Raw genomic sequence first — 21,361 nt, 5'->3', positions numbered from 1 at the left:
ACCGTGGCGGCATGTCGTGCTATATCCCCCGTGCGCTCAGTCTGGCCGCATCCGTGGCGTGGGGCGAACTGCGCCACGACCCCGTCCGGGCAGCGCTGCTCGGGGTACGGCTGCTGCCGCCGCCCGTGCGGCGCCGGGTACGGCCGCTCGAACGGCGACTCGCCGGCCGCGCCCGGACGGCCGGGCCGACCGCTGCTCCATCCGGGGGACGGGTGCCCGCCCCGCCCGCCGCCTGCACGGTCCGGCCCGTGCCGGGGCGGGTGCTTCATCTGGTCACCAATGGGTTGCCGTTCAAGCACGCCGGCTACACCGTGCGCACCCAGAAGATCGCCGAGGCGCAGCGGGCGGCCGGACTCGATCCGCACGTGGTGACACGGATCGGGTTCCCGGTGGCGCAGGGGGTGCTGGACGCGCGCCCGCTGCAGACGGTGGGCGGCGTGCCGCAGCACCGGCTGCTGCCGACCTGGCTGCCGTACGGGCAGGCCGCGGTGCTGGCCCGCAACGCCGAGCTGGCGGGCCGGCTGGTGGAGCGGCTCAGGCCCGCCGTGCTGCACGCGGCCACCGACCACGGCAACGGGCGGGTGGCGCTTGCCCTGCGCGAGGCCTACGGGCTGCCGGTGGTCTACGAGGTGCGCGGGTTCCTGGAGGACACCTGGCTGACGCAGGCCCCGGGGCGGACCTGCGACGACCCGACGTACCGGGCCCGGCGCGACCTGGAGACGCACTGCATGCGCGAGGCGGACGTGGTGCTGACGCTGGGCGCAGCGATGAAGGCGGAGATCGTGGCGCGCGGGGTGCCCGAGGAGCGGGTCCTGATCGTGCCGAACGCGGTGGACGAGGAGTTCCTGGCCCCGCTGCCGGACGGGGCGCCGCTACGGGCCCGACTCGGTATCGCGCCGGACGACCTCGTCGTCGGCACGGTCAGCAGTCTTACTCCACACGAGGGAATCGGCACATTGCTCCATGCGGGTGTCGAGCTGAGGCGTCGCGGGGTGCCGCTGCGGCTGCTGATCGTGGGTGACGGGCCGGAGCGCGCGGCGCTGCAGCGGCTGGCCGGCCGGCTCGGTCTTGCCGACGGGACGGCCCTGTTCACCGGTCGGGTGCCGCATGCCCGAGTGCGGGATTTCCATGCGGTGTTGGACGTGTTCGCGGTGCCGCGCACCGATGAGCGCGTCTGTCGGCTGGTGACCCCGCTCAAGCCGGTCGAGGCGATGGCGAGCGGTCTGCCGGTGGCCGCCAGTGATCTCCCGGCACTCAGAGAGCTTGTCAAGCCGGGAGCGACCGGACGGCTCATCTCAGGTGGATCCCCCCAGACCTGGGCAGAGGCAATCGAATTCATCCTTTACAGTGAAAAACGTCCCGAATGGGGTGCGGCCGCACGCGAGATCGTCGCGCGCGACCGCACCTGGACGCGGGTCGCCTCGACGACCCGCGAGGCTTACCGCGCCCTCGGCTGCCTCTGAGGCGCGAGCCCGGACCGACCACAACCTCAGATCCGTGTCCACCACGGGGCCAGGAGAATCCCTATGCAGGTCGACCAGACCGAACCGCTCGGGGACAAGAGCGAACAGCTCGGGGAAGTTCCACAGTCCGGCACCGTCGAACTCGCGGTGATCGGACTCGGCTACGTCGGGCTGCCGCTCGCGCGGGAGGCGGCGACGGTCGGCCTGAGAGTCGTGGGGCTCGACCGGGACCCCCGCGTGGTGGCGGGGCTCAACGCCGGACGCTCCCACATCGACGACGTGTCCGACGACGACGTCCGCCGGATGCTGGCGGACGGCTTCACCGCGTCCACCGACGACGGCTGTCTCACCCGCGCCCAGACCGTGGTGATCTGCGTGCCGACCCCGCTCAACGGGGACGGCGGGCCCGATCTCAGCGCCGTCACGGCCGCCGTCCACGCGGTGGCGGGCCGGCTGCGGCCCGGACAGCTCGTCGTACTGGAGTCCACCACCTATCCGGGCACCACCGAAGAAGTCGTACGACCGCTGCTGGAAGGGGAGTCCGGGCTGCGGGCCGGAGAGGACTTCGCCCTCGCCTTCTCACCGGAGCGCATCGACCCCGGCAACACCGGGCACGGGCTGCGCGACACACCCAAGGTGGTCGGCGGCTGCACCCCGTCGTGCGCGGCGCGCGCGGCCGCCTTCTACGGCAAGCTCGTCGACACGGTCGTCCAGGCGAAGGGCACCCGCGAGGCCGAGATGGCCAAGCTGCTGGAGAACACCTACCGGCACGTGAACATCGCCCTCGTCAACGAACTCGCCGTCATCAGCCATGAGCTGGGCGTCGACCTGTGGGACGCGATCCGCTGCGCGAGCACCAAGCCGTTCGGCTTCCAGGCGTTCCGGCCGGGCGCCGGAGTCGGCGGGCACTGCATTCCCATCGACCCGAACTACCTGTCGTACAAGGTGCGTTCCTCGCTCGGCTACGAGTTCCGGTTCGTCGAACTGGCCCAGGAGATCAACCGGCGGATGCCGGAGTACGTCGTACGCCGCGCCCAGGACCTCCTCAACGCCGCCGGCCGGCCCCTGCACGGCTCCCGCGTGCTGCTGCTCGGGGTCACCTACAAGCCCGACGTCGCCGACCAGCGGGAGACCCCGGCCGTGCCGGTGGCCCGGCTGTTGCGGCAGCGGGAGGCCGAGGTCTCGTTCCACGACCCCCATGTCCGCGAGTGGAGCGTCGACGACGTGCCCGTCCCCCGCGTCGACGACCTGATGGCCGCCCTGCGCGACCACGACCTGACGATCCTGCTCCAGGACCACTCCTCCTACGACCTGCCCGCCCTCTCCGACGCGGCCCGCCTGCTGTTCGACACCCGGGGACGGATATTCCGGCCCGGCGTCGAAGTGCTGTAGCGGGCCCTGTTCGAGCGCGGAGCCGAAAGGTGCTGCTCTGATGCGGATACTCGTGGTCACCGTCGTCCACCATCCCGAGGATGCGCGGATACTGCACCGGGAGATCGCCGCCCTGACGGAGCGCGGCCACCGGGTCGTGTACGCCGCGCCGTTCACCGCCCGCGGGGTGGAACCACGCCCGGACGTCGAGGGCGTGGACCTCCCCCGAGCCGCCGGACGCGACCGCCGGGCGGCGCTGCGCGCGGCGCGTGCCCTGCTGGCCGAGCGCGGACCGGAGGCGGACGTGGTGCTGCTGCACGACCCGGAGCTGCTGCTCGCCCTGCCCGGCACACTGCGCCGGTGGCGGCGCCGCGGCCGGGCCCCGGTGACCGTGTGGGACGTGCACGAGGACACAGCGGCGGCACTGGCGATGAAGCGCTGGGTGCCGGCTGCTCTGCGGCCGCCGCTGAAGGTGGCGGTACGGGCGGCGGAGCGTCTGGCGGAGCGGCACGTGCGGCTGCTGCTCGCCGAGGACGCCTACCGGGCGCGTTTCCGCCGACCGCATCCCGTCGTGCCGAACCTCGCGACCGTACCGCCCGAGCCGCCCGAGCCGCCCGGCACGGACCGGGTCGTCTATCTGGGGCATCTGTCCCGGGCGCGCGGCGCGCTCGACCTCATCGAGACGGCCAGGCTGCTCGGGCCGGACGTGCGGGTCGAGGTGATGGGGGCGGCCGACCAGGACGTGCGGGGCGCGCTCACCGAGGCCAACCGCGACGGCGTCCTGCGCTGGCACGGCTACCTGCCCAACGACCGTGCCCTCGCTCTGCTCTCCGGCGCCCTGGCCGGCCTGTCCCTCCTGCACGACGAGCCCAACTACCGTCACTCACGGCCCACCAAGGTCGTCGAGTACATGGCCCACGGCGTCCCCGTCGTGACCACACCGATTCCCCTGGCGGCCGGCCTGGTGCTGCGGCACCGCTGCGGCCTCCTCGTCCCGTACGAGAACCCGGCGGCGACCGCGGACGCGGTACGGCGGCTGCGCGCGGACACGCAGCTGCGCCTGGGCACCGCCGAACGCGGCCGCGCAGCGGCGCTGGCCGAGCTCGACTGGGCCGAGCGGGCAGCCGAGTTCACGGGCCGGCTGGAGACATGGGCGAAGGAGGCGACCGCCGACCGGGATACACGCCCGCGTACGGCCGCCGCGGGGGACGCGGCTCGTTCCGCCTGACGCGACGTCACCCGGCTGAAGCACAGGTCCACGCCGACATTCCCTGCAGGGCGGCCAGGCGTTTCGCCACGATGATCTGCTCTCTGCGAGTGGCCAGATCGGCACGCGGAGCGTACTTCAGACCGCCGGCCGCGACCCAGCTGGACTGCCTGAACTGCAGGCCGCCGTAATGGCCGTTTCCGGTGTTCGCCTTCCAGTTGCCCCCGGACTCACACTCGGCGATGGCGTCCCAGTTGGTCCCGGACCGAACGGACGGCACGGCCTCCGCTCTGGCTGTGATGCCCAGTAACACGGCAGTCGTCACGACGACGAGCGCCGTACCCGCCCTGGGGCGGCGCGAGCTGCGAGCGTTGATCAATTCAGCGTTCTGCGATGAGATCATATGCAGACTGTCGCACCCGTGACGGAGAGCGGTGACGTGCGACACGGGCTCGTACGCCAAACGGCTTCGCGCGGGCTGTGAGCGCGCAGCTGCCAGGGCGAGCCGGGCGTGCTCCTTGTGCCGTGAGCCGGTCGGATTGATGACGACGGGCAACAGCACGGACCAGTACGTTCCGGCGCCGGAAACGGAATTTCGCCAGGGCGTATCCGGCCATGGCGGAGACCAGGGTGGATGCCACCGCGCCGACGCCCGAATACAACAGGGAGTTGGCCACCCACCACCAGAACTGTCCCCCCGGCGTAGGTGCTCAGGTCACTGCGGCTAGGTCAGATTCGACTGGCCGAGCCCGATCCGCTCGAAGGCCAAGGGCCCGGCGAAGTCGACGCCGAGGGTCTCGACCCAGCGGCTCACCGCCCCGGCGTCGATCCCGACGACGTCCGCGCTAGTGCCGCGGCAGGCAACGTTTGCCCGTCAAGGAGCGGCGTCCGGTGCGTGCTCTCGGCGTGCCGGCCGGAAGTCCTCGTACTGGACGTACTTGGGCTTTCGGCCGGTGCGGCGAGAGGGCGTGCCGGGCGTCGCGACGGGGCGAACGTTGCCTGCCGCGGCACTAGACACCGATGCCTGCTCCTTGCCTGAACGGGAGCGCGTCACCAAGCAGCTGCCCGCCGTCGATCACCATCGTCTCGCCGGTGATCCAATTCGCGGCATCCGAGACCAGGAAGGCAACCGCCGAGGCGATGTCAGCAGGCTCCCCGATGCGCCCGAGCGCTGTCGAGGCGGACACGGCCTGTTCGGGCTCCTTCCACAGGGCCTCGGCCAGCTTCGTGCGCACCACACCCGGTGCCACCGCGTTGACGCGCACCTTCGGTGAGAGTTCCAGGGCCAGTTGCTTCGTGAGATGGATGAGTGCGGCCTTCGACGCGTTGTACAACCCGATGTTCGCCTCGAAGGCCATGCCGCCGACCGACGCGGTGTTGACGACCGCCCCGCCGTGCTCGCCCATCCAGGCCCGCGTGGCCAGGCCCGTCCACAGGACGGGAGCCCACAGGTTCACGTCGAAGGTCTTGGCGAACCGCCTGTGATCCTGGTCGATGACCGGCCCGAAGGCCGGGTTGGTCCCCGCGTTGTTGACGAGGATGTCCAGGCTTCCGAAGCGCTCGAGCGTCAGATCCACACAGCGCCGGGCCGCCTCTTCGTCGACCGCGTGCGCACCGACCCCCAGCGCTGAGCCGCTCACCCTGGCCGCGGCGGCGTCCGCCGCCTCCTGGGACCGGGACGTGAGGACGACGTTTCCTCCCTCGGCAGCGATGGCCTGGGCGATCGCCAGCCCGATACCGCGCGAGGCGCCGGTGACCACGGCGGTGCGACCGGTGAGATCGAGTCCTGCCATCTCAGCCCACCGCTGCCGTGGCGGCGTCGCGGTACTGCCGCAGTTCCTGTTTGGCGATGGCCCGCTTGTGGACCTCGTCGGGACCGTCCGCAAGCCGCAGCGTCCGCAGCTGCGCGTACATCATCGCCAGCGGGAAGTCCTCGGTCACTCCTGCTCCCCCGTGCACCTGGATCGCGCGGTCGACGATCTTCAACGCGATGTTCGGGGCGGCCACCTTGATGGCCGCGATCTCGGTGCGCGCTTCCTTGTTCCCGACCGTGTCCATCAGATACGCGGCCTTGAGCGTGAGCAGGCGGATCATCTCGATGTCGATACGCGCTTCCGCGATCCAGTCCTGGACATTGGACCGTTCGGCAACCGGGCTACCGAAGGTCGCACGTGACTGCGCGCGTCGGCACATCAGCTCCAGCGCCCGCTCGGCAGCGCCGATCGCCCGCATGCAGTGGTGGATACGGCCGGGCCCGAGCCGGGCCTGGCTGATCGCGAAACCCTCCCCTTCGCCCTTGAGTACGTCCTTGGCCGGCACCCGCACATTCTCGAAGGTGATCTCCGCGTGGCCCTCGCGATCCGCGTACCCGAACACCGGGAGGTTCCGGATCACGGTGACCCCGGGGGCGTCGATGGGGACGACCATCATCGACTGCTGGCGATGCGGGGCCGCCGTGGGGTCGGTCTTGCCCATCACGATGAGCACCCTGCAGTTCTTGTGCATTGCGTTCGAGGCGAACCACTTGCGGCCGTTGAGGACGTACTCGTCGCCGTCGCGCTCCATGCGCAGCTCGATGTTGGTGGCGTCGGAACTGGCGACACGCGGCTCGGTCATCGCGAAGGCCGAGGCCATCGTCCCGTCGAGCAGGGGCTTGAGGTACTTCTCCTTGTGCTCGTCGGTGCCGAAGAGGGTGAGCACTTCCATGTTGCCGGTGTCGGGAGCGTTGCAATTGCACGCCTCGGAGGCGATGTGACTGCGCCCCATGATCTCCGCCAGCGGCGCGTACTCGAGGTTCGTCAGCCCCGGGCCCCACTCGGGGTGCGGGTGGAAGAGGTTCCACAGCCCGCGCTTTCGCGCCTCCGCCTTGAGCTCCTCGATGATCGGGGGCTGGAAGTGCGGGTCACCCGACGCGCGCATCTGCTCGTCGTACACCGCCTCAGCGGGGTAGATGTGCGAATCCATGAACTCGAGCAGATCCGCCTGATACTTCTTGGCGCGGTCCGACATCTCAAACAGGGACATCTGAACTCCTGACGGGTAGAGAAGGAAAACTTGGTGGCCGCTTGTCGAGGTGACTGGTCACGCGCTCGACGAAATCGGCCCCGCGGAAGACCTGGAGCATGAGGCCTTCCGCCCGGGTCACGGAATCGGCGTAGGTGCCGTCCGCGTCGGCCTGCAGTTGGCTCTTGATGGTGGCCATGGATGCCGGGGAGCAGCGCGTCGCCAGATCGGCGGCGTACGCGACAGCGGCATCGACCACACTGCCGGTGGGGACCAGGTGGTCGAGAAGACCGATACGCAGTGCCTCTTCGGCGTCCACCATGCGACTCGACAGCAACAAGTCCGTTGCCCGGCTGTCCCCCACCAGCCGGGGCAACAGCCAGGAGATCCCGTACTCGGCGATCAGCCCGCGCTGCGCGAATGCCGTGGTGAACCGCGCCGAGGGCGAGCCGAAGCGAATGTCGCAGTAGAGCGCCTCCACCATGCCCAGGCCCGCGGCCACTCCGTTGACCGCACCGATCAGCGGTTTGCGCAGGGTCAGCGGTACATCGCGCGGCCGGCGCCGCGCCCTGTCCGCCTCGGAGACCTCGCCGAGCGCCTGCAGCCGCTGGAGGTCGGCGCCGGCGCAGAATCCGCGTCCCGCGCCGGTGACCACGACGGCGCGTACGTCCGGATCGTCCTCGGCGGCGTCGAGCAGCGTGAAGTAGCGGTCTTCGAGTTCGTCGGTCCAGGCGTTCAGCTTGGCGGGCCGGTTGAACGTGAGCACCAGCACGGGCCCTCGGTGTTCGGCGAGGACCAGCTCGCCCGGCGTGCCGGTCATGCCTGCGCCAGCAGAGAGCTCTGGTAGCGGCGCATCTCGCTCAGCCACCGGTCGTAGTCCGAGCCCTTCTGCCGGTACATGTCCAGAACTTCTTCATGCGGCAGGATCAGGAAGCGCTCGTCCTCGATCGCGGCGAGGACGGCGTCGGCGACCTCGACCGGTTCGAGGACGTCACCCGCGGACGTGACGGCCTGGGTGGCCGCTCTCCCCAGGGCGTCCCCGGAGTCCTTCCCGGAATACAGCAACCTGGTGTTCACCCCCATCGGGCACAGACAGCTGACATGGACTCCGCGATCGCCATAGGTGACACTCAGCCATTCGGAGAAGGCGACGGCCGCGTGCTTGGTGACGGCGTACGTGGCGGAGCCGATCTGGGTGAGCAACCCGGCCGCAGAGGCGGTGCTGACGAAGTAGCCCTCACCGCGCTCGAGCCACCGCGGCACCAGCAGCGTCGCCGCACGGATGTGGGCTCGCAGGTTCACGTCGATCGAGAGGTCCCAGTCCTGCTCGCCCGCGTCGAGGCCGGGTGCCCCGGCGATACCCGCGTTCGCGAAGTAGAGGTCGACCGGGCCGAACACGCGCTCCGCCAGGTCGATCAGCTCCTGGATCTGAGCGGTGTCCGAAGCGTCCGCGCCGGCGCTGACGGTGCTTCCCGGATGATCGGCGTTGACTGTCGTGGACACCGCCCGCGCGGTGTCCACGTCGAGATCCGCGACGACGACCCGGGCACCCTCGCGAGCGAGCCGTGCGACCAGCGCGCCGCCGATGCCGCCACCGCCACCGGTGACGATGGCGACTCTTTGTGCAACGTTCACAGCGAACCCTCTCCGTGGCGGGGTGTGCGGTGCCGGGCACGGCCCTCGCGATGCTGCGGCCGTGGTCTCCGCCACCTGTATAGTTGAATCTGACGTCAGGTTCAACCATTGGGCATGCGTCACCACACGGAGAAGGCGCAAGCGATCGCCACATCCGCAGAGAAAGGGTTGAGAGGGGAGAAGGGAGAAGGCCGGATCAGCGGTGGCCGGGGAACCGCAGGGCGTTCGCCCAGAGCCGGGTGACGGTGGACACGAGTTCCTCGAAGTCCACTGGCGCACCTTCGTCTTGCCCTTCGCCGAGCACGAAGGCGTTGTAGGCCATGACGCTGACCATGCCCGAGAGCGCACGGGAGGCCATCATCGGATCGACCTCACGGTCTGCGACGCCCCGCGCCTGCAGGTCGGCGATGCCGCGGGCGTTGCGGCGGATGAACGCATCCGAGCGCCGGTTTCGGAACTCTCGGAACTCCGGCTCCACTTGCGCGACCTGCTCAAGCAGTCCCATCAGCTTCGCGTTCCGCTTGTATGCCTCGAGATACGCGCGATTACTCGCCTCGAGTACCGCATAGGGATCGTCAGTGCCCTGCACCCGGCCCATGCCGGGGTGCAGCATGTCCTCCTGCGCCTCCAGAAGGACGGCGGCAAGCACCTCTTCCTTGTTGGCGAAGTAGGTGTAGAAGGATCCCGCCGCACATCGGGCCTCTTTGGTGATGTCGGCCAGGCGGGTGTCGAGGTAGCCGTCCCGCTCGAACACCTTCCGCGCGGCCTTCACCAAAGCGGCGCGCGTCCGCGCTCCGCGCTTCGTCGTCGGCGGCTCGCGAAGTGGCGAGAGGGGCGCCATCGGCGGTGCCTGCTCGCTGTCCTCGGGCGCAGTGGTGTCCATCCGGGAAGTTTACTTGAATCTGACGCCAGACTCGTAAGTGCGCACGGTGCACGGGCTCGTGCGGCTGTGGCGCACCCCGTTACCAGCGCTGAAGCCGACTCTTCGCCCCGGCGTACTCACCGGCGAGGCGTTCGACGACCGCTGCCGCGGGAAGTACCGCACCGACCGCACCGACGCCCTGACCGGCGCCCCGTATGTCCCGCCATGCCTCAGCCCCTTTGATGTCCTGGTTCCCGAGGTAGGCCACCACGAATTCGGGCACCGACGGCGCCGCCAGCAGTACCCGGTCCCCGGGCGACACGCCCGCGGCGGTCAAGGCGCCCGCATAGCGAACGCTCGCGTCGCGCAGCTGCCGGTAGGTCCACTGATCCGCGCCGCCGCGCAGCGCGATGTTGTCGGGAGTTGCAGCCGCGTGGCGGCGGACCGGGTCGAGAACACTGGCCATGAGCGGTGCCTTCCGTGGATGTGAGCAGGCGATGCGGTGCGGATCCCACATGACCGGTCTGCTGCGACCGGTCGATCGGTCAGACGGTGATCCTGAAGTGTTCGGCGAGTTGGCGGCGGGTGTCGGCGGCGCTGGTGTGCAGCACTCCCCCGATTCCGATCCGCGCCGCTCCGTCGAGGTTCTGCTGCAGATCGTCGATCATGACTGCCTCCTCGGGGGCGACGCCGAGGCGTTCACATGCGATCGCGTATATCCGCCGGGAAGGCTTGCGGATCCCGACCTCGGCGGAGATGACGACGGCGTCGGCCACAGCGGCGAGGTCGACGCCGTCGTAGGTTCCGGTTCCGAACGAGTTGGATACCAGCGCAATGGGATACCCGGCGGCGCGGAGATCATCGAGCAGGGTGAGCACGTCCTGGTCGATCGACATTCCCGCTTGCATCCGGGCCGTGAGCCCCTCCGCCCGTACGTCGGCGCCATGGGCGCGGAGACGCTCGGCGAACCCTCGCTCGAAGGCTGCGGCGTCGATACGGCCGGACTCGTGGTCGGCCAGGAGGGTGCGTGATGGCTGGTCCCGGCTGAGGAGATCCAGCGGCAGACGCGGGTCGCCGCCGAGCGAGGCGCCGAAGTCGGTGAAAGCCTGCAACACACTGGAGGTGATGACCCCACCGAAGTCCACGAGGACCGCGGTTCGCGCCTTTTCCGTCCCGCTCGACACCTCAGGCAACCTCGAACAGCCCGGCTGCGCCCATTCCGCCGCCGACACACATCGAGATCACCACATACCGGACGCCGCGACGCCTTCCCTCGATCAAGGCGTGCCCCACCAGACGGGCACCGGTCATTCCGTACGGATGGCCGACCGAGATTCCGCCGCCATTGACGTTGAACCGCTCCGGGTCGATGTTCAATTCGTCGCGGCAGTACAGCGCCTGGGAAGCGAACGCCTCGTTGAGTTCCCACAGACCGATGTCGTCGATGGTGAGGTCGTGCTGCTTCAGCAGCTTCGGAATGGCGAACACCGGACCGATCCCCATCTCGTCCGGCCCGCAACCGGCAACGGCCATACCCCGGTAAACGCCCAGCGGCTCCAGTCCGCGGCGCTCGGCTTCCTTCGACTCCATCAACACCGACGCCGAAGCCCCGTCCGACAACTGCGAGGAGTTGCCCGCCGTCACGCTGGAATGCGCGGTCACCTGACCGTCCGGCAGCACCGGCGCCAGCCCGGCCAGGCCCTCGAGTGTGGTCGACGCGCGGTTGCCCTCGTCCCGGGTCAGGGTCACAGCCTCGTCACGCACCTCCCCGGACTGCTTGTCCAGGACCTTCTTGACACTGGCGAGCGCGACGATCTCCTGGTCGAACCGCCCGGCCTCCTGCGCCGCCGCGGTGCGCTGCTGTGACACCAACGCGAACTCGTCCTGGCGTTCCCGGCTCACGCCGTAGCGTTCGGCGACGATCTCAGCCGTCTGCAGCATCGGCATGTAGATACTCGGCTTGTGCTCGACCAGCCAGGGATCGGCCATGCGGTGGGTGTTCATGTGGTCGTTCTGCACCAAGGAGATCGACTCGACCCCGCCGCCGACAGCGACCTGCATGCCGTCACCGACGATCTGCTTGGCGGCCGTCGCAATCGCCATCAGGCCCGACGAGCACTGCCGGTCGATCGTCATCCCGGACACGGTGTCCGGGAGTCCGGCGCGGAGGGCAGCCTGGCGGGCGACGTTGCCACCGGAGGATCCCTGCTGCATGGCGCAGCCGAAGATCACATCCTCGACCTCGCCGCCCTCGAGCCCGGCGCGCTGCACCGCGTGCGAGAGGGCATGGGCGGCGAGTTCCTGCGCCTGGGTGTCGTTGAACGCGCCGCGGTACGCCTTCCCGATCGGCGTCCTTGCCGTCGAAACGATGACTGCTTCTCTCATGCTCGTCTCACCTCCCGACCGGTTATAGTTGAACTCGGCGTCAAGTTCAATCATGGCGGCGGCGGTAAGCTGACCGACCAGTCGGCATGAAGGGCCGAATCATGACCGAGTTGAGCATCTCCACTGCTGCGGGCGTGTTCGACGCGATCGCGGCGGGTCCGCCCGAGGGCCGCCCGGTGCTGCTGCTGCACGGCTTCCCGCAGACGGGCCTCGTGTGGCAACGGCAGATCGCGGCGTTGGCCGCGCACGGCTACCGGGTGGTGGCACCCGACCAGCGTGGATACTCCCCCGGGGTCCGCCCCGAGCATCCCGAGGACTACCGCATCAGCGTCCTGGTCGAGGATGTCGTCGCGATCACAGAGGAGTTGGGCTGGGCGTCGTTCGACCTGGTCGGCCATGACTGGGGTGGCGCGGTGGCGTGGTGGACCGCCGATGCCCACCCCGGCCGCGTACGCACACTGACGGTTGTCTCGACCCCGCACCCCGGCGCTCTGGCCACCACCCTGCGCACCGACCCGGACCAGCGCGAACGATCGCACTACATGATCGACTGGCGCGAAACACCCGCAACCGAAGAGCGCATGCTCGCAGGCGACGCCAAGGCGCTACGCGCCGCTTACGCCGGAAAGATCCCGCAGGACAGTGTCGAGGCCTACGTGCGGCACCTGTCCCAGCCGGGCGCTCTCACCGCGGCGCTGAACTGGTACAGGGCCGGCCGCCCCGACGGCGCGATCGGCGTCATCGATGTGCCCACGCTGTACGTCTGGAGCACGGAGGACAGCGCGTTCGGCCCGGCGGCCGCGCAGGAGACCGGGCAGTGGGTCAACGGGCCGTACCGGTTCGAGACCCTCCAGGGCGTCAGCCACTGGGTCCCCGAGGAAGCGCCCGAGACGCTGAGTCGCCTGCTGCTCGAACATCTGCGAGCGCACGGCGAGTACGGGACCACCGGAACCACAGCAAATACCCCGTCTGTCGACTCTCAGAAGAGGTGACCCCATGAAGGCAGCCCGAGCAGCCTGGCGCCGGCTCGAACCCGTACACGCCATGATCTACTTCGTCCCCGAGGGAAGGCGACGGTACGCGGACCTCGGACTCAGCGGACGCGCCGGCTACTTCGCCTCCCGGAGCGCCGCCTTCGGCCGGGCATCTGCCGATCTGGTCATCTCGACCTTCTACAACTTCAACCCCGCTTTCGTACGGAAGGCGGTCGACGGGGCCTGGGACGCGGTGACGCCGCAGCAGGTGCTGGACGCGCGGCACGCCGCCGCGGGCGAGGCCCTACGGCGGGCCGGGATCCACGAACTCCCCGCTCTGGACGAGGTCCTGGCCCTGACGCGCAGGGCCGCCGAGGCTGCCTGCGAACACGCGCAGGGCCGCCCGTTGTTCGCCGCCCATGCCGCGCTGCCCTGGCCGGAGGAACCGGTACTGCAGCTGTGGCACGCCCAGACGCTGCTCCGGGAGTTCCGTGGAGACGGCCATGTCGCGTGCTTGCTGAGCGAGGGGGTCGGGGGCTTGGAGGCCCTGGTTCTGCATGCCGCCACCGGCGAGGTTCCCGCCGACTTCCTCAAGGGAAGTCGCGCGTGGCCCGAGGAGGAGTGGGCCGCCGCCGCGGAGCGCCTGCGCACGCGAGGCCTTCTCGACGGCGACTCCCTCAGCCCGGAAGGCATACGCCTGCGCCAGCACATCGAGGACCGCACCGACCGCCTGGCCCTTACCGCCTACGCCGCGCTGGGTGATGCGGACTGCGAACGCCTCGCAGAACTGGCGAGCCCGTTCGGCCGCACGGTCGTCGATGCCGGCCTCCTCAAGATCGGCTGACCGAGCCCTTCACAGCCCATCCGTTTCGTGCTCGACCTGCTCGAACTGGCTCACCCACGTCGACGCCGCCACGCGGGTCCTGGCCCCACACCGGCCATCCGGCCCCCGGGGGCCCCGGCGCGTCGCCATAGTGCACGCCAGAAGAGACCGCAGATCAGAGATCCCTTTCCGTAGGCTCCAGAATCGCCATGCACTCCACATGGCGCGTCATCGAGACAGCGTACGCCCGAGCTATTCATGGTAAACGTGCAGGTCAAGGGCGGTTTCCGTGCCCAATGCGACGTCGCCGAAGCTCCTCGTGCGTCAAACGAGGCACGCTCGAAGGCGTACGTCAAGGTCCCGCCCGCACTCCGAAGGAGACCTGGCCTGGCACCTCATCTCAGGTCTCCCGTCGGCGATCGCCCTGATGTGACAGGTTCCGATACGGAAGGTGCAGCCCTGGCCGCGATCGTCGTCGCCCGCATGGCCGGCACCGGTGAACAGGAGGGCGACAAGCCTCGGTTCTCTGCCTTCCTCGTGGACCTCGATAGCCCCGGCTGCCGCGTCGAGGACGGGGCGACCCGCCTGTCCAGCGAACACATCGAGAGCGACATCGTCCTGGACGACTGCTACGTCCCCGCCGCCAACCTCCTCGGCGAGGAGGGCAAGGGCTTGCGCATCGCACTCGGCCTCCTGCACTGTCCCACCGTGCTCGCCGCCACCCCCCGCGCCCTCCAACTGACGCTGGACCGCACCCGCAAGGCCACCGGCGGCCAGCCCCTGCTCATGCTCCAGGCCATCCAGCACAAGGTCGCCGACATGGCCACCAACTTCTACACCGCGCGCTCCATCGACGAACTGGACCACACCACGCGTCGGAGACATGGAAGAGGAACGGACGACCTCCTCGGCGTCGGCAGCAGCCGCGTACCGCCCGGGAGCTTCGCCTCCACGTGCGACTGTCGTTCAGCAGGGCCTGGAGATCACCGCGATCAAGGATCCGCTGTTCACGCGGCGACCTCTCCAGCGTCTCACCGACCGTCCTCGAAGCCGTCGTCCATACGCGCCGGCTCGACCACGCGACCGCGACCGCGCCAACCTGCTCCACCTTGGCCAGGGACGCTGTCGGCTCCGACGTCCTCACCCGCCCCCTGCGATGTACCGGCAAGGCAGTGGACGCCGCACCGGAGCCTGCAGTGGACGCCCGACGCGCTCACCGACGGCACGCCTGCGTCCCCAACGACCGCACCCACCTCCTGGCCGCCGACCGTCTCGCCCGAGCCTTCCACCCCAACGTCCGCACCGCGGAACCGGCTTCAAACGCCTCCACCACGCGGTCGTTGACGAACTCACCTCGCCTACGAAGGACTCGAGATGGCTGCCGAGCCCGGGCCTCACCCTCACCACCTGCGCCGCCTAACCCGTCTCCCCCTTCACCGAAGCGCTGCGCCTCCCCGCCGCCTGGGCAACTCGGAGAACCCCTCACCGGCCACACCACGTCCGTCTGGGCGGTAACCGCCTTTCGCGCGTCTGACGGACGCGCTCTGCTCGCCACTGCCGGCCTGAGCCGGACCGTACACGTATGGGACACGGTCACCCGGCAGTCGGTCCGCGTCCTCGACGGGCACACCGACAGCATCTGGGCGGTGACGGCCTTCACGGCGCCCGACGGTCGCCCCCTGCTGGCGACGGCCGGCCACGACCGCACCGTACGCATCTGGGACCCGGAAACCGGCGACCAACTCGGAGAACCCCTCACCGGCCATACCCAACCAGTGCTCTCGGTGACCGCCTTCACCGCACCCGACGGCCGCCCCCTCCTCGCCACCGTCGGCCACGACCGCACGGTACGCATCTGGGACCCACAGACCGCGTAGCACGGCAGGACCGATGCTCCGTCGCTGATGTTCCGGGGAACGGGCTCCGAGTCGGCCGCAGCCTCGAACGAGCACAAGCAACGACGACGTCGCCACCCGCATGTGGCTCGCGGCTGCCGCAAATTGCTGTCGGTTGTCTCGCGCTACAGTTCCCACTCCTTGCGCGGTTCTCGTACCAGCCGCGTTCCAGCATGTCGGCGGCCGCCTGCGTGATCTGATCCCGCCGCTAACCACGGCGATGAGATCGAGGAGCAAATCCACTCGCGCGGCCTGGCCGGGGCGTGCAAGCACGTCGTGCACCGCCTCGGCGATACGGCCGTCCCATTTCCCCAGGCCATGCCACCTGATAGCGCCGCACCTTGGCTACTACGGCCATTTCTTTGCGGAATGCTGTTCGTCCGGTCGCAGACGGCGATGGGCACCTGCGAGGGGCGGGCGGGCCTGCAGCACGGGATCATAAAGCGGTGCGGACATGACGACTCCCCCAGGCACTGTCCTGTCTGTTCCTCCTTGTCAGGGTGAGCAGTTGCCGCCCCGTCAAGAAAGAAGAAGGGCGGGAAGGTCCCCAGCGTGGGATACCCCTATCGGCCCCAGTACCTGGTCGAGGTGTGGAAGCCGTCCGAGCCCTCGTTGATCGTGTCCGTCCTGGCTGTCCGGCCCGAAGGTGCTGCGCACCGAGGTGCTGGCCGGTCTCGTGGTCGCCCTGGCGCTGATCCCCGAGGCGATCTCGTTCTCGATCATCGCCGGGGTCGACCCGGCGGTAGGCCTGTTCGCCTCGTTCACCATGGCGGTGACCATCGCGATCGTCGGCGGCCGACCGGCCATGATCTCCGCGGCCACCGGTGCCGTCGCCCTGGTCATCGCCCCGCTCAACCGCGAGCACGGCTTCGGCTACCTCGTCGCGGCGGTCATCCTGGCCGGCGTCTTCCAGATCGCCCTCGGCGCGCTCGGGGTGGCGAAGCTGATGCGGTTCGTGCCGCGCTCGGTGATGGTCGGCTTCGTCAACTCCCTCGCCGTCCTCATCTTCATGGCCCAGGTGCCGGAGATGACGGACGTGCCCTGGCCGGTCTACCCACTGCTCGCGGCCGGGCTGGCGTTGATGGTGTTCTTCCCCAAGGTCACCACGGTGGTCCCGGCGCCGCTGGGGCGGCTTTGCCATTCGGCCATGCCCTCGAGGACCTTGTCGGTGATGGTGGAGATGGTCTGACGGGAGACCTCGGCGCCATAGACCTTCGCCAGGTGAGCCTGGACTTCACCGGTGGTCAGGCCCCTCGCGGCCAGCGAGATCACCATTTCGTCGACGCCGGTCAGGCGCTTCTGCCGCTTCTTGACGATCTTCGGTTCGAAGGAGCCGTCCCGGTCGCGGGGCACGGATGTCTCCACCGGCCCCACATCGGTCAGCACGGTCTTGGAGCGTTTGCCGTTGCGGGAGGTGCCACCGTCTTTGCCCGCCGGATCGTGCTTGTCACAGCCGAGGTGATCGGTGATCTCGCCCTCGAGAGCGGACTCCAGCAGCCGCTTGGTCAGCTGCTGCAGCAGCCCGCCCTCACCGGTCAGCTGCAGGCCCTCGGCCTGGTCCCTGTTCACCAGCTCGTCGATCAGCTGGTCATCCACGGCCTTCGCCGACACAGTCGCCGCCGACTCGCCGGCCTCGTGCTCGGCCACGTTCTCACTGGTCATCGATGCATCTTCCATGATCGGGAGTTACACCGAACGATTAGTCCCCACCGTGGACACCACGCACGCGGCAGAACCGGCGCGGTCCTGGCTGGAGACCAGCCGCTCCTCGGGCAAGAACGGCCGCCGGAAGTGAGGCGATCTCCGGGAGCGGTCCGTTCGGCCTCTTCGGGGAGTACCGTGAACTCATCGGGAGCACTTCGCACACCGGCCCCGATACCGGTGTCGTTCCTGGTGAGCGACGACACCGGGCAACTGCCCACGCGCAGGGGTCCGGAGACGGGTTCGCACGATGTCCGCGACCACTGACCATCTCCCACTGCGCGCTGTGCCCTTCAGGGTCCCGACCGCGCGGCTCGCTCTCAAACCCGTGAGTTCCTCCCCAGGGCGAGCCGAGCTGGACGGCGCTTGGTGGCCCCACTCACGTGACCTGAGCCACGAACTCCCCGCGCTGGCCGACGTACTGGACCCACTGTGGGGACGGATCACCCGGATCGCCGTCAACCCCCGCTACTGGCCGATCATCCCGCCCAGGATCTTCATCAACGGCCATGTGATGAAGGTCGGTTGGTTCACCTCGGAGCTCGATCCGCACAAGATCCTGCTGCTGTCCTACACGGCGGGCCGCTGGGACCTCCTGGTGATTCCACCGGAGACCAGTGTCCCCTCGGCTGCCCGGCTGATGGCCGCCGCGAGCGCGAACACCGGCCCGCAGCTGACCGCGTCCGCTCTCATGGCGGCAGAACAGGCCAACGACGCCTCCTCGTCGTACGAGGCCGACACCGGACGGCCCGGCCGACTGGTGGCGGGAATGTGACCATCTGCGTCACCGCCCCGGCCGTAACGAGGCGGCCCGGATCCCGTGGCCACCGCGTTGACACCGACCGTCGCCGGACGTTGACTTGGCAGCACGGTGCAGGGCCATGCCACTCCGGAACACACGCAAAGCATTCCGCCTACCGACTCGCCCGGCCCCGGCGGGAACCCACCTACCAGACGACAGCGAGGCCGGCCATGACCGTTTCACGGGCCATCAGGAACCAGGCGCAGACGATGAGGGGCAGAATCACGGAGGAGCTCGGCCGGGTCACCCGCAACAGGCGACTGCAGCGCCGGAGCAGGATCGACCAGGCCTCCGGAAGCCTGAAACAGGCCGCGGAGAAGGCCAAGGGTGCCTTCAGGCAGAACGGAAGCGGCCCCCGATGATGTACGACCAGACACGCGCCCGGCAGTCCGCGGGCCAGACCCCGGGCCCCCCGAACGCCGCAGCCCGGGCCCGGAGCCGCTGCTCTCGTCGGACGAACAGGACAAGGTCGTCCAGCGCATCCGGCATGCCCTCAACACCTTCGCCGACACCCCGCTCGAAGCGCTGGAAGAGGCCGAGAGCGCCTATGACGAAGCCACCGCACAGCTCGTGAACGCCCTCGCGGAACGGCGGCGTGTCCTGCGCTCCGGATGGCAGGACCGGGACCCCGAGACGCAGTCCGACGAACTCCGGCTCGCGCTGAGGCAGTACCGGGAGATCACCCAGCGACTGCTCCGTCTCTAGGCGGCCACAGGTCCGCGTTGCGGCGGAGCGCGGAGTAGCGTGGACCGTACCGAGGGCATTTCGCACACCGGCTTCCACGCCGGGTCGTTCTCGGCGAGAGATGAAACCCGGGCCGCTGCAGAGCGGCCCGGAGACGGGTCCGCATCATGTCGGCGACCTTGCACCCAACCCTGCCGCACCCCGAGCCCGTCGCAGCCCCGGCCGCGCGTCTCGCCCTGAAGACCGACGGCACCTCCCGTGGACTCCTGGACGGTACCTGATGGCCCTGCTCCCGGGATCTGCTGAGCGAACTGCCCGCGCTGACCGACGTGTTGGACCGTTCCTAAAGACTGAGCGGGAGTGAGTCCTGTTGTCAGAACCCATGCTCAGCCGCGTGCCCCGAACGGTGTTGGGCACACTGGTCCCCCGCTTTCGCTCCGCGTCCGGCGCCGTCGGATCGCGTCCGTGGTCCGGGAATGCGGGGGCGGGATTCCTCACGCCCCTGGGTGCCCGGTCCGGCCTGGGCGGTCCGATGCCCATGACGATCGCTCCGGTCGTCGTGGGGCGGTGCCGTCCGGCGCCGGATCGGGTGCCCGAGGGCGCGCCTTCCGATCGCCACCGAGGCGGCATCATGCCGCGTGGTGGCGCGCTGGTTGCTGGTGAGGGGCTTCTGCCAGTGCTGGGCGCCCCACTTGGACGTGTATGCCGGGTCAACGGCCACGATGGTGATGCCGAGTTCGGCCGCCATCGACACCAACCGGGAGCGCAGCCTGGACACCGGCATGCCGGAGATGAGCGTGCGGAACCGCTTGCGCCGTCCGTGCTTCTCCCTGGTCTTGTCCGCCTGGAAGTCCAGGTCCTCGATGGCGATCGAGAGGCCGTGCCGGGCGACCCAGTGCAGGAGGCGGATCAGGGCGTGCCGTACTTGGGCGTCGCGGTGGGTGGCCGGTCCGTCGAGGTCGTAGCAGAACCGGCGCGGGTCGCCGACCGGGTTGCCGTGCTGGTCCAGGCGCCAGGCGGCGAGGTGATCGGCGTTGGTGTCGACGCCGACCAGGCCGCCGGTGCGGGCCTGGGCGAGGGGTACGGTCCGGACCGGCGGGATCGTCCACGAGGCGGTGAGGTACCAGCGGCCGCGGCCGGTATCGAGGTGGATGCGGTAGGCCACGGCTCGGTTCGCCGACACCCGGTCGGCCCATTCCTCGCCCCGGTGGCGGAAGGCGACGGTGCCGGCCAGGACGTACCGGCCGTGCCCTCGGTTGGCCAGGTGGGCGAGCGGCGCCGGGAGCCTGATGCTCACCTCCCCGTCCGGCGTGATGCGGATCGTCTCGTTCCCGAACCGTTTCCCGCTCTCGCCGTCGGCCTGGCAGAACCAGCGCGCGGCCTCCCACCGCTCACGCCATGCGTCCTCGGTGAGCTGGGCTGCTCCAGGTGGTGCCGGGGGCCCAGCAGGCGCTTGCCGCCACGTGCCACGCGGACGTGTCCGGCCTCGCGGTCGGCCCGCGCGGCGGCCAGCCGGTCCTCCAGAAGGTGCAGGCGGCGGGTCTTGGCGAACCACTCCTGCCGGGTGCGGTAGCCACCCGGTGCCCGCTTCGTCCCCTTCTCGCCGACCGGCAGCGACAGCCGGTGCGCGATGGTGCGCACACCGGCCTCCAGGCCCTGGATGTGGGCGAGCTGCGCACGCCGCGACAGCGCCCACTGGTCATGCGTGGCCCTGGTGATACTGCCCGCCCACCGCGCCGAGGACTGCTCGGTCAGAGCGCGTTTGCGCCGGGCCCACGTGTCCGTGGAGTGCTCCAGCCCATCGGCACAGCGCCGCTTCAGGCCGCGGGAAGCCAGCGACCCGAGATGCGCGCCGACCAGCCGCAGCACCTCCTCGTCCCCAGCGGTGAGGCCCTTGAGCCGGGTACGGATCGCGACACCGGACGGGCCGAGGACGACGAACGGCGCCGACAGCTCACGCGGCACATCCACCCCCGTCCCCCCTCCACACGCCCCGGACACGCCTGTCACCCGCACTCAACGACCGCACGCGCGCAAAGGTCACGCATTCGATCCGGGAACCCCCGTTCCCCCGCGGGAACCGCGCACGCCGCAGCCCGGGCACGCACTCACACGCGCCAGAACGCGCTCATACGTACTCAACCAACAACAGCTCACAACCCCTGGCTGGCCCTGCGCACCGGCTCGGCGCCGTACTGGGCGGTCTTCGGCACCGAGATGCTCCGGGCGGGCCTCGAAGCGTACTTGGACGCCACCGATCGCTACGACGAGATCCGGGGCCTGCTGTTCAACCACGGCACCGAGTCCATCGGGCTGGCCGGCGCCGAGGACTGGCAGCGCACTGCGGCCCGCGCCCGCAAGATCGGGGTCCTGACCGGCACAGATGCCTCCGTATATCCCCGCGACTTCGCCAGCCTGGTCCGCTCGCACCGGGAGCTGAGCAAGATCCGCACGCTCTGTCCGCTGCCGCTGCCCCTCGATGCCGAGGACGCTGCTGCGGCCCTCAACGCCCATGACGAGATCATCTGGCACCCGACGAACTGAGCCCACCCTGCG

The 21,361-nt window shown here is 69.7% G+C and carries 18 protein-coding genes and 5 pseudogenes; 12 read left to right on the top strand and 11 right to left on the bottom strand.

Translation table 11 applies throughout. The features are described from left to right. Positions 1-11: 11 nt before the first annotated feature. From ACKTSN_RS45240 to ACKTSN_RS45230, 3 genes are all read left to right on the top strand, one after another. Positions 12-1,463, top strand: coding sequence for a glycosyltransferase (locus ACKTSN_RS45240; RefSeq protein WP_409474382.1), 1,452 nt, complete (start codon positions 12-14; stop codon positions 1,461-1,463). Between the two features lie 63 nt (positions 1,464-1,526). Beyond that, on the top strand, positions 1,527-2,855 hold the full coding sequence (locus ACKTSN_RS45235; protein WP_409474381.1) for a nucleotide sugar dehydrogenase: 1,329 nt from the start codon (positions 1,527-1,529) through the stop codon (positions 2,853-2,855). A gap of 40 nt (positions 2,856-2,895) precedes the next feature. Further along, positions 2,896-4,062 carry a glycosyltransferase family 4 protein gene (locus ACKTSN_RS45230; protein WP_409474380.1) on the top strand — a complete coding sequence of 389 codons (1,167 nt, stop codon included), beginning with the start codon at positions 2,896-2,898 and terminating at the stop codon, positions 4,060-4,062. A gap of 7 nt (positions 4,063-4,069) precedes the next feature. On the opposite strand, the gene ACKTSN_RS45225 is transcribed toward ACKTSN_RS45230, so the two are convergent. The 9 genes from ACKTSN_RS45225 to ACKTSN_RS45185 form a co-directional block, all read right to left on the bottom strand. Beyond that, on the bottom strand, positions 4,070-4,444 hold the full coding sequence (locus ACKTSN_RS45225; protein WP_409474379.1) for a transglycosylase family protein: 375 nt from the start codon (positions 4,442-4,444) through the stop codon (positions 4,070-4,072). A 607-nt stretch (positions 4,445-5,051) separates the two neighbouring features. Continuing rightward, positions 5,052-5,834 carry an SDR family oxidoreductase gene (locus ACKTSN_RS45220; RefSeq protein WP_409474378.1) on the bottom strand — a complete coding sequence of 261 codons (783 nt, stop codon included), beginning with the start codon at positions 5,832-5,834 and terminating at the stop codon, positions 5,052-5,054. 1 nt (position 5,835) lies between these two features. Further along, the gene (locus ACKTSN_RS45215) at positions 5,836-7,065 is read right to left on the bottom strand and encodes an acyl-CoA dehydrogenase family protein (protein WP_409474377.1); all 1,230 of its coding nucleotides are present in this window, start codon (positions 7,063-7,065) and stop codon (positions 5,836-5,838) included. Further along, positions 7,052-7,864 carry an enoyl-CoA hydratase-related protein gene (locus ACKTSN_RS45210; RefSeq protein ID WP_409474376.1) on the bottom strand — a complete coding sequence of 271 codons (813 nt, stop codon included), beginning with the start codon at positions 7,862-7,864 and terminating at the stop codon, positions 7,052-7,054. The genes ACKTSN_RS45215 and ACKTSN_RS45210 overlap by 14 nt, the downstream gene beginning before the upstream one ends. Then, a complete protein-coding gene (locus ACKTSN_RS45205) occupies positions 7,861-8,679 on the bottom strand; it encodes an SDR family oxidoreductase (RefSeq protein WP_409474375.1) in 819 nt (272 codons plus the stop codon). Before ACKTSN_RS45205 ends, ACKTSN_RS45210 begins: the two co-directional genes overlap by 4 nt. A gap of 196 nt (positions 8,680-8,875) precedes the next feature. Then, entirely contained in the window at positions 8,876-9,562 is a 687-nt protein-coding gene (locus ACKTSN_RS45200) for a TetR/AcrR family transcriptional regulator (protein ID WP_409474374.1), read from the bottom strand. Positions 9,563-9,641: 79 nt separating this feature from the next. Continuing rightward, positions 9,642-10,007 (bottom strand): AMP-binding protein, encoded by a 366-nt coding sequence (locus tag ACKTSN_RS45195; protein ID WP_409474373.1) that lies wholly within the window; start codon positions 10,005-10,007, stop codon positions 9,642-9,644. A gap of 79 nt (positions 10,008-10,086) precedes the next feature. Beyond that, complete coding sequence (locus ACKTSN_RS45190) at positions 10,087-10,725, bottom strand: HAD family hydrolase (protein WP_409474372.1); 639 nt, start codon at positions 10,723-10,725, stop codon at positions 10,087-10,089. 1 nt (position 10,726) lies between these two features. Continuing rightward, complete coding sequence (locus ACKTSN_RS45185) at positions 10,727-11,980, bottom strand: acetyl-CoA C-acyltransferase (protein ID WP_409474371.1); 1,254 nt, start codon at positions 11,978-11,980, stop codon at positions 10,727-10,729. A gap of 47 nt (positions 11,981-12,027) precedes the next feature. Here ACKTSN_RS45185 and ACKTSN_RS45180 point away from each other — a divergent pair, with 47 nt between their 5' ends. From ACKTSN_RS45180 to ACKTSN_RS45160, 5 genes and pseudogenes are all read left to right on the top strand, one after another. Continuing rightward, complete coding sequence (locus ACKTSN_RS45180; RefSeq protein ID WP_409474370.1) at positions 12,028-12,918, top strand: alpha/beta fold hydrolase; 891 nt, start codon at positions 12,028-12,030, stop codon at positions 12,916-12,918. 4 nt (positions 12,919-12,922) lie between these two features. Further along, on the top strand, positions 12,923-13,744 hold the full coding sequence (locus tag ACKTSN_RS45175; protein WP_409474369.1) for an SCO6745 family protein: 822 nt from the start codon (positions 12,923-12,925) through the stop codon (positions 13,742-13,744). A 408-nt stretch (positions 13,745-14,152) separates the two neighbouring features. Then, positions 14,153-15,067, top strand: coding sequence for a hypothetical protein (locus ACKTSN_RS45170; RefSeq protein ID WP_409474368.1), 915 nt, complete (start codon positions 14,153-14,155; stop codon positions 15,065-15,067). Next, entirely contained in the window at positions 15,064-15,600 is a 537-nt protein-coding gene (locus tag ACKTSN_RS45165; protein WP_409474367.1) for a WD40 repeat domain-containing protein, read from the top strand. Before ACKTSN_RS45170 ends, ACKTSN_RS45165 begins: the two co-directional genes overlap by 4 nt. A gap of 649 nt (positions 15,601-16,249) precedes the next feature. Next, a pseudogene (locus ACKTSN_RS45160) lies at positions 16,250-16,744 on the top strand (SulP family inorganic anion transporter); the annotation flags it as partial. On the opposite strand, the pseudogene ACKTSN_RS45155 reads toward ACKTSN_RS45160, so the two are convergent. After that, a pseudogene (locus ACKTSN_RS45155) lies at positions 16,744-17,280 on the bottom strand (transposase); the annotation flags it as partial. The pseudogenes ACKTSN_RS45160 and ACKTSN_RS45155 overlap by 1 nt on opposite strands. A 367-nt stretch (positions 17,281-17,647) precedes the next feature. On the opposite strand from ACKTSN_RS45155, the gene ACKTSN_RS45150 reads away from it, so the two are divergent. From ACKTSN_RS45150 to ACKTSN_RS45140, 3 genes and pseudogenes are all read left to right on the top strand, one after another. Continuing rightward, positions 17,648-18,094: a DUF5994 family protein gene (locus tag ACKTSN_RS45150; protein WP_409474366.1), complete on the top strand. Its 447-nt coding sequence runs from the start codon at positions 17,648-17,650 to the stop codon at positions 18,092-18,094. A gap of 385 nt (positions 18,095-18,479) precedes the next feature. Continuing rightward, positions 18,480-18,826, top strand: a pseudogene (locus tag ACKTSN_RS45145) (hypothetical protein). A 39-nt stretch (positions 18,827-18,865) separates the two neighbouring features. Next, positions 18,866-19,083, top strand: a pseudogene (locus ACKTSN_RS45140) (DUF5994 family protein); the annotation flags it as partial. Positions 19,084-19,195: 112 nt separating this feature from the next. On the opposite strand, the pseudogene ACKTSN_RS45135 reads toward ACKTSN_RS45140, so the two are convergent. Continuing rightward, a pseudogene (locus ACKTSN_RS45135) lies at positions 19,196-20,776 on the bottom strand (IS200/IS605 family accessory protein TnpB-related protein); the annotation flags it as partial. 273 nt (positions 20,777-21,049) lie between these two features. Here ACKTSN_RS45135 and ACKTSN_RS45130 point away from each other — a divergent pair. Then, positions 21,050-21,349 (top strand): hypothetical protein, encoded by a 300-nt coding sequence (locus ACKTSN_RS45130; RefSeq protein WP_409474365.1) that lies wholly within the window; start codon positions 21,050-21,052, stop codon positions 21,347-21,349. The last annotated feature ends 12 nt before the right edge of the window (positions 21,350-21,361 follow it).

The organism is Streptomyces flavusporus (genome assembly GCF_046267975.1).
In the GTDB taxonomy this organism is placed as follows: Bacteria; Actinomycetota; Actinomycetes; order Streptomycetales; family Streptomycetaceae; genus Streptomyces; species Streptomyces flavusporus.
The sequence above is the reverse complement of the archived record's forward strand: the minus strand, read 5'-3'. Positions and strand labels throughout refer to the sequence as shown.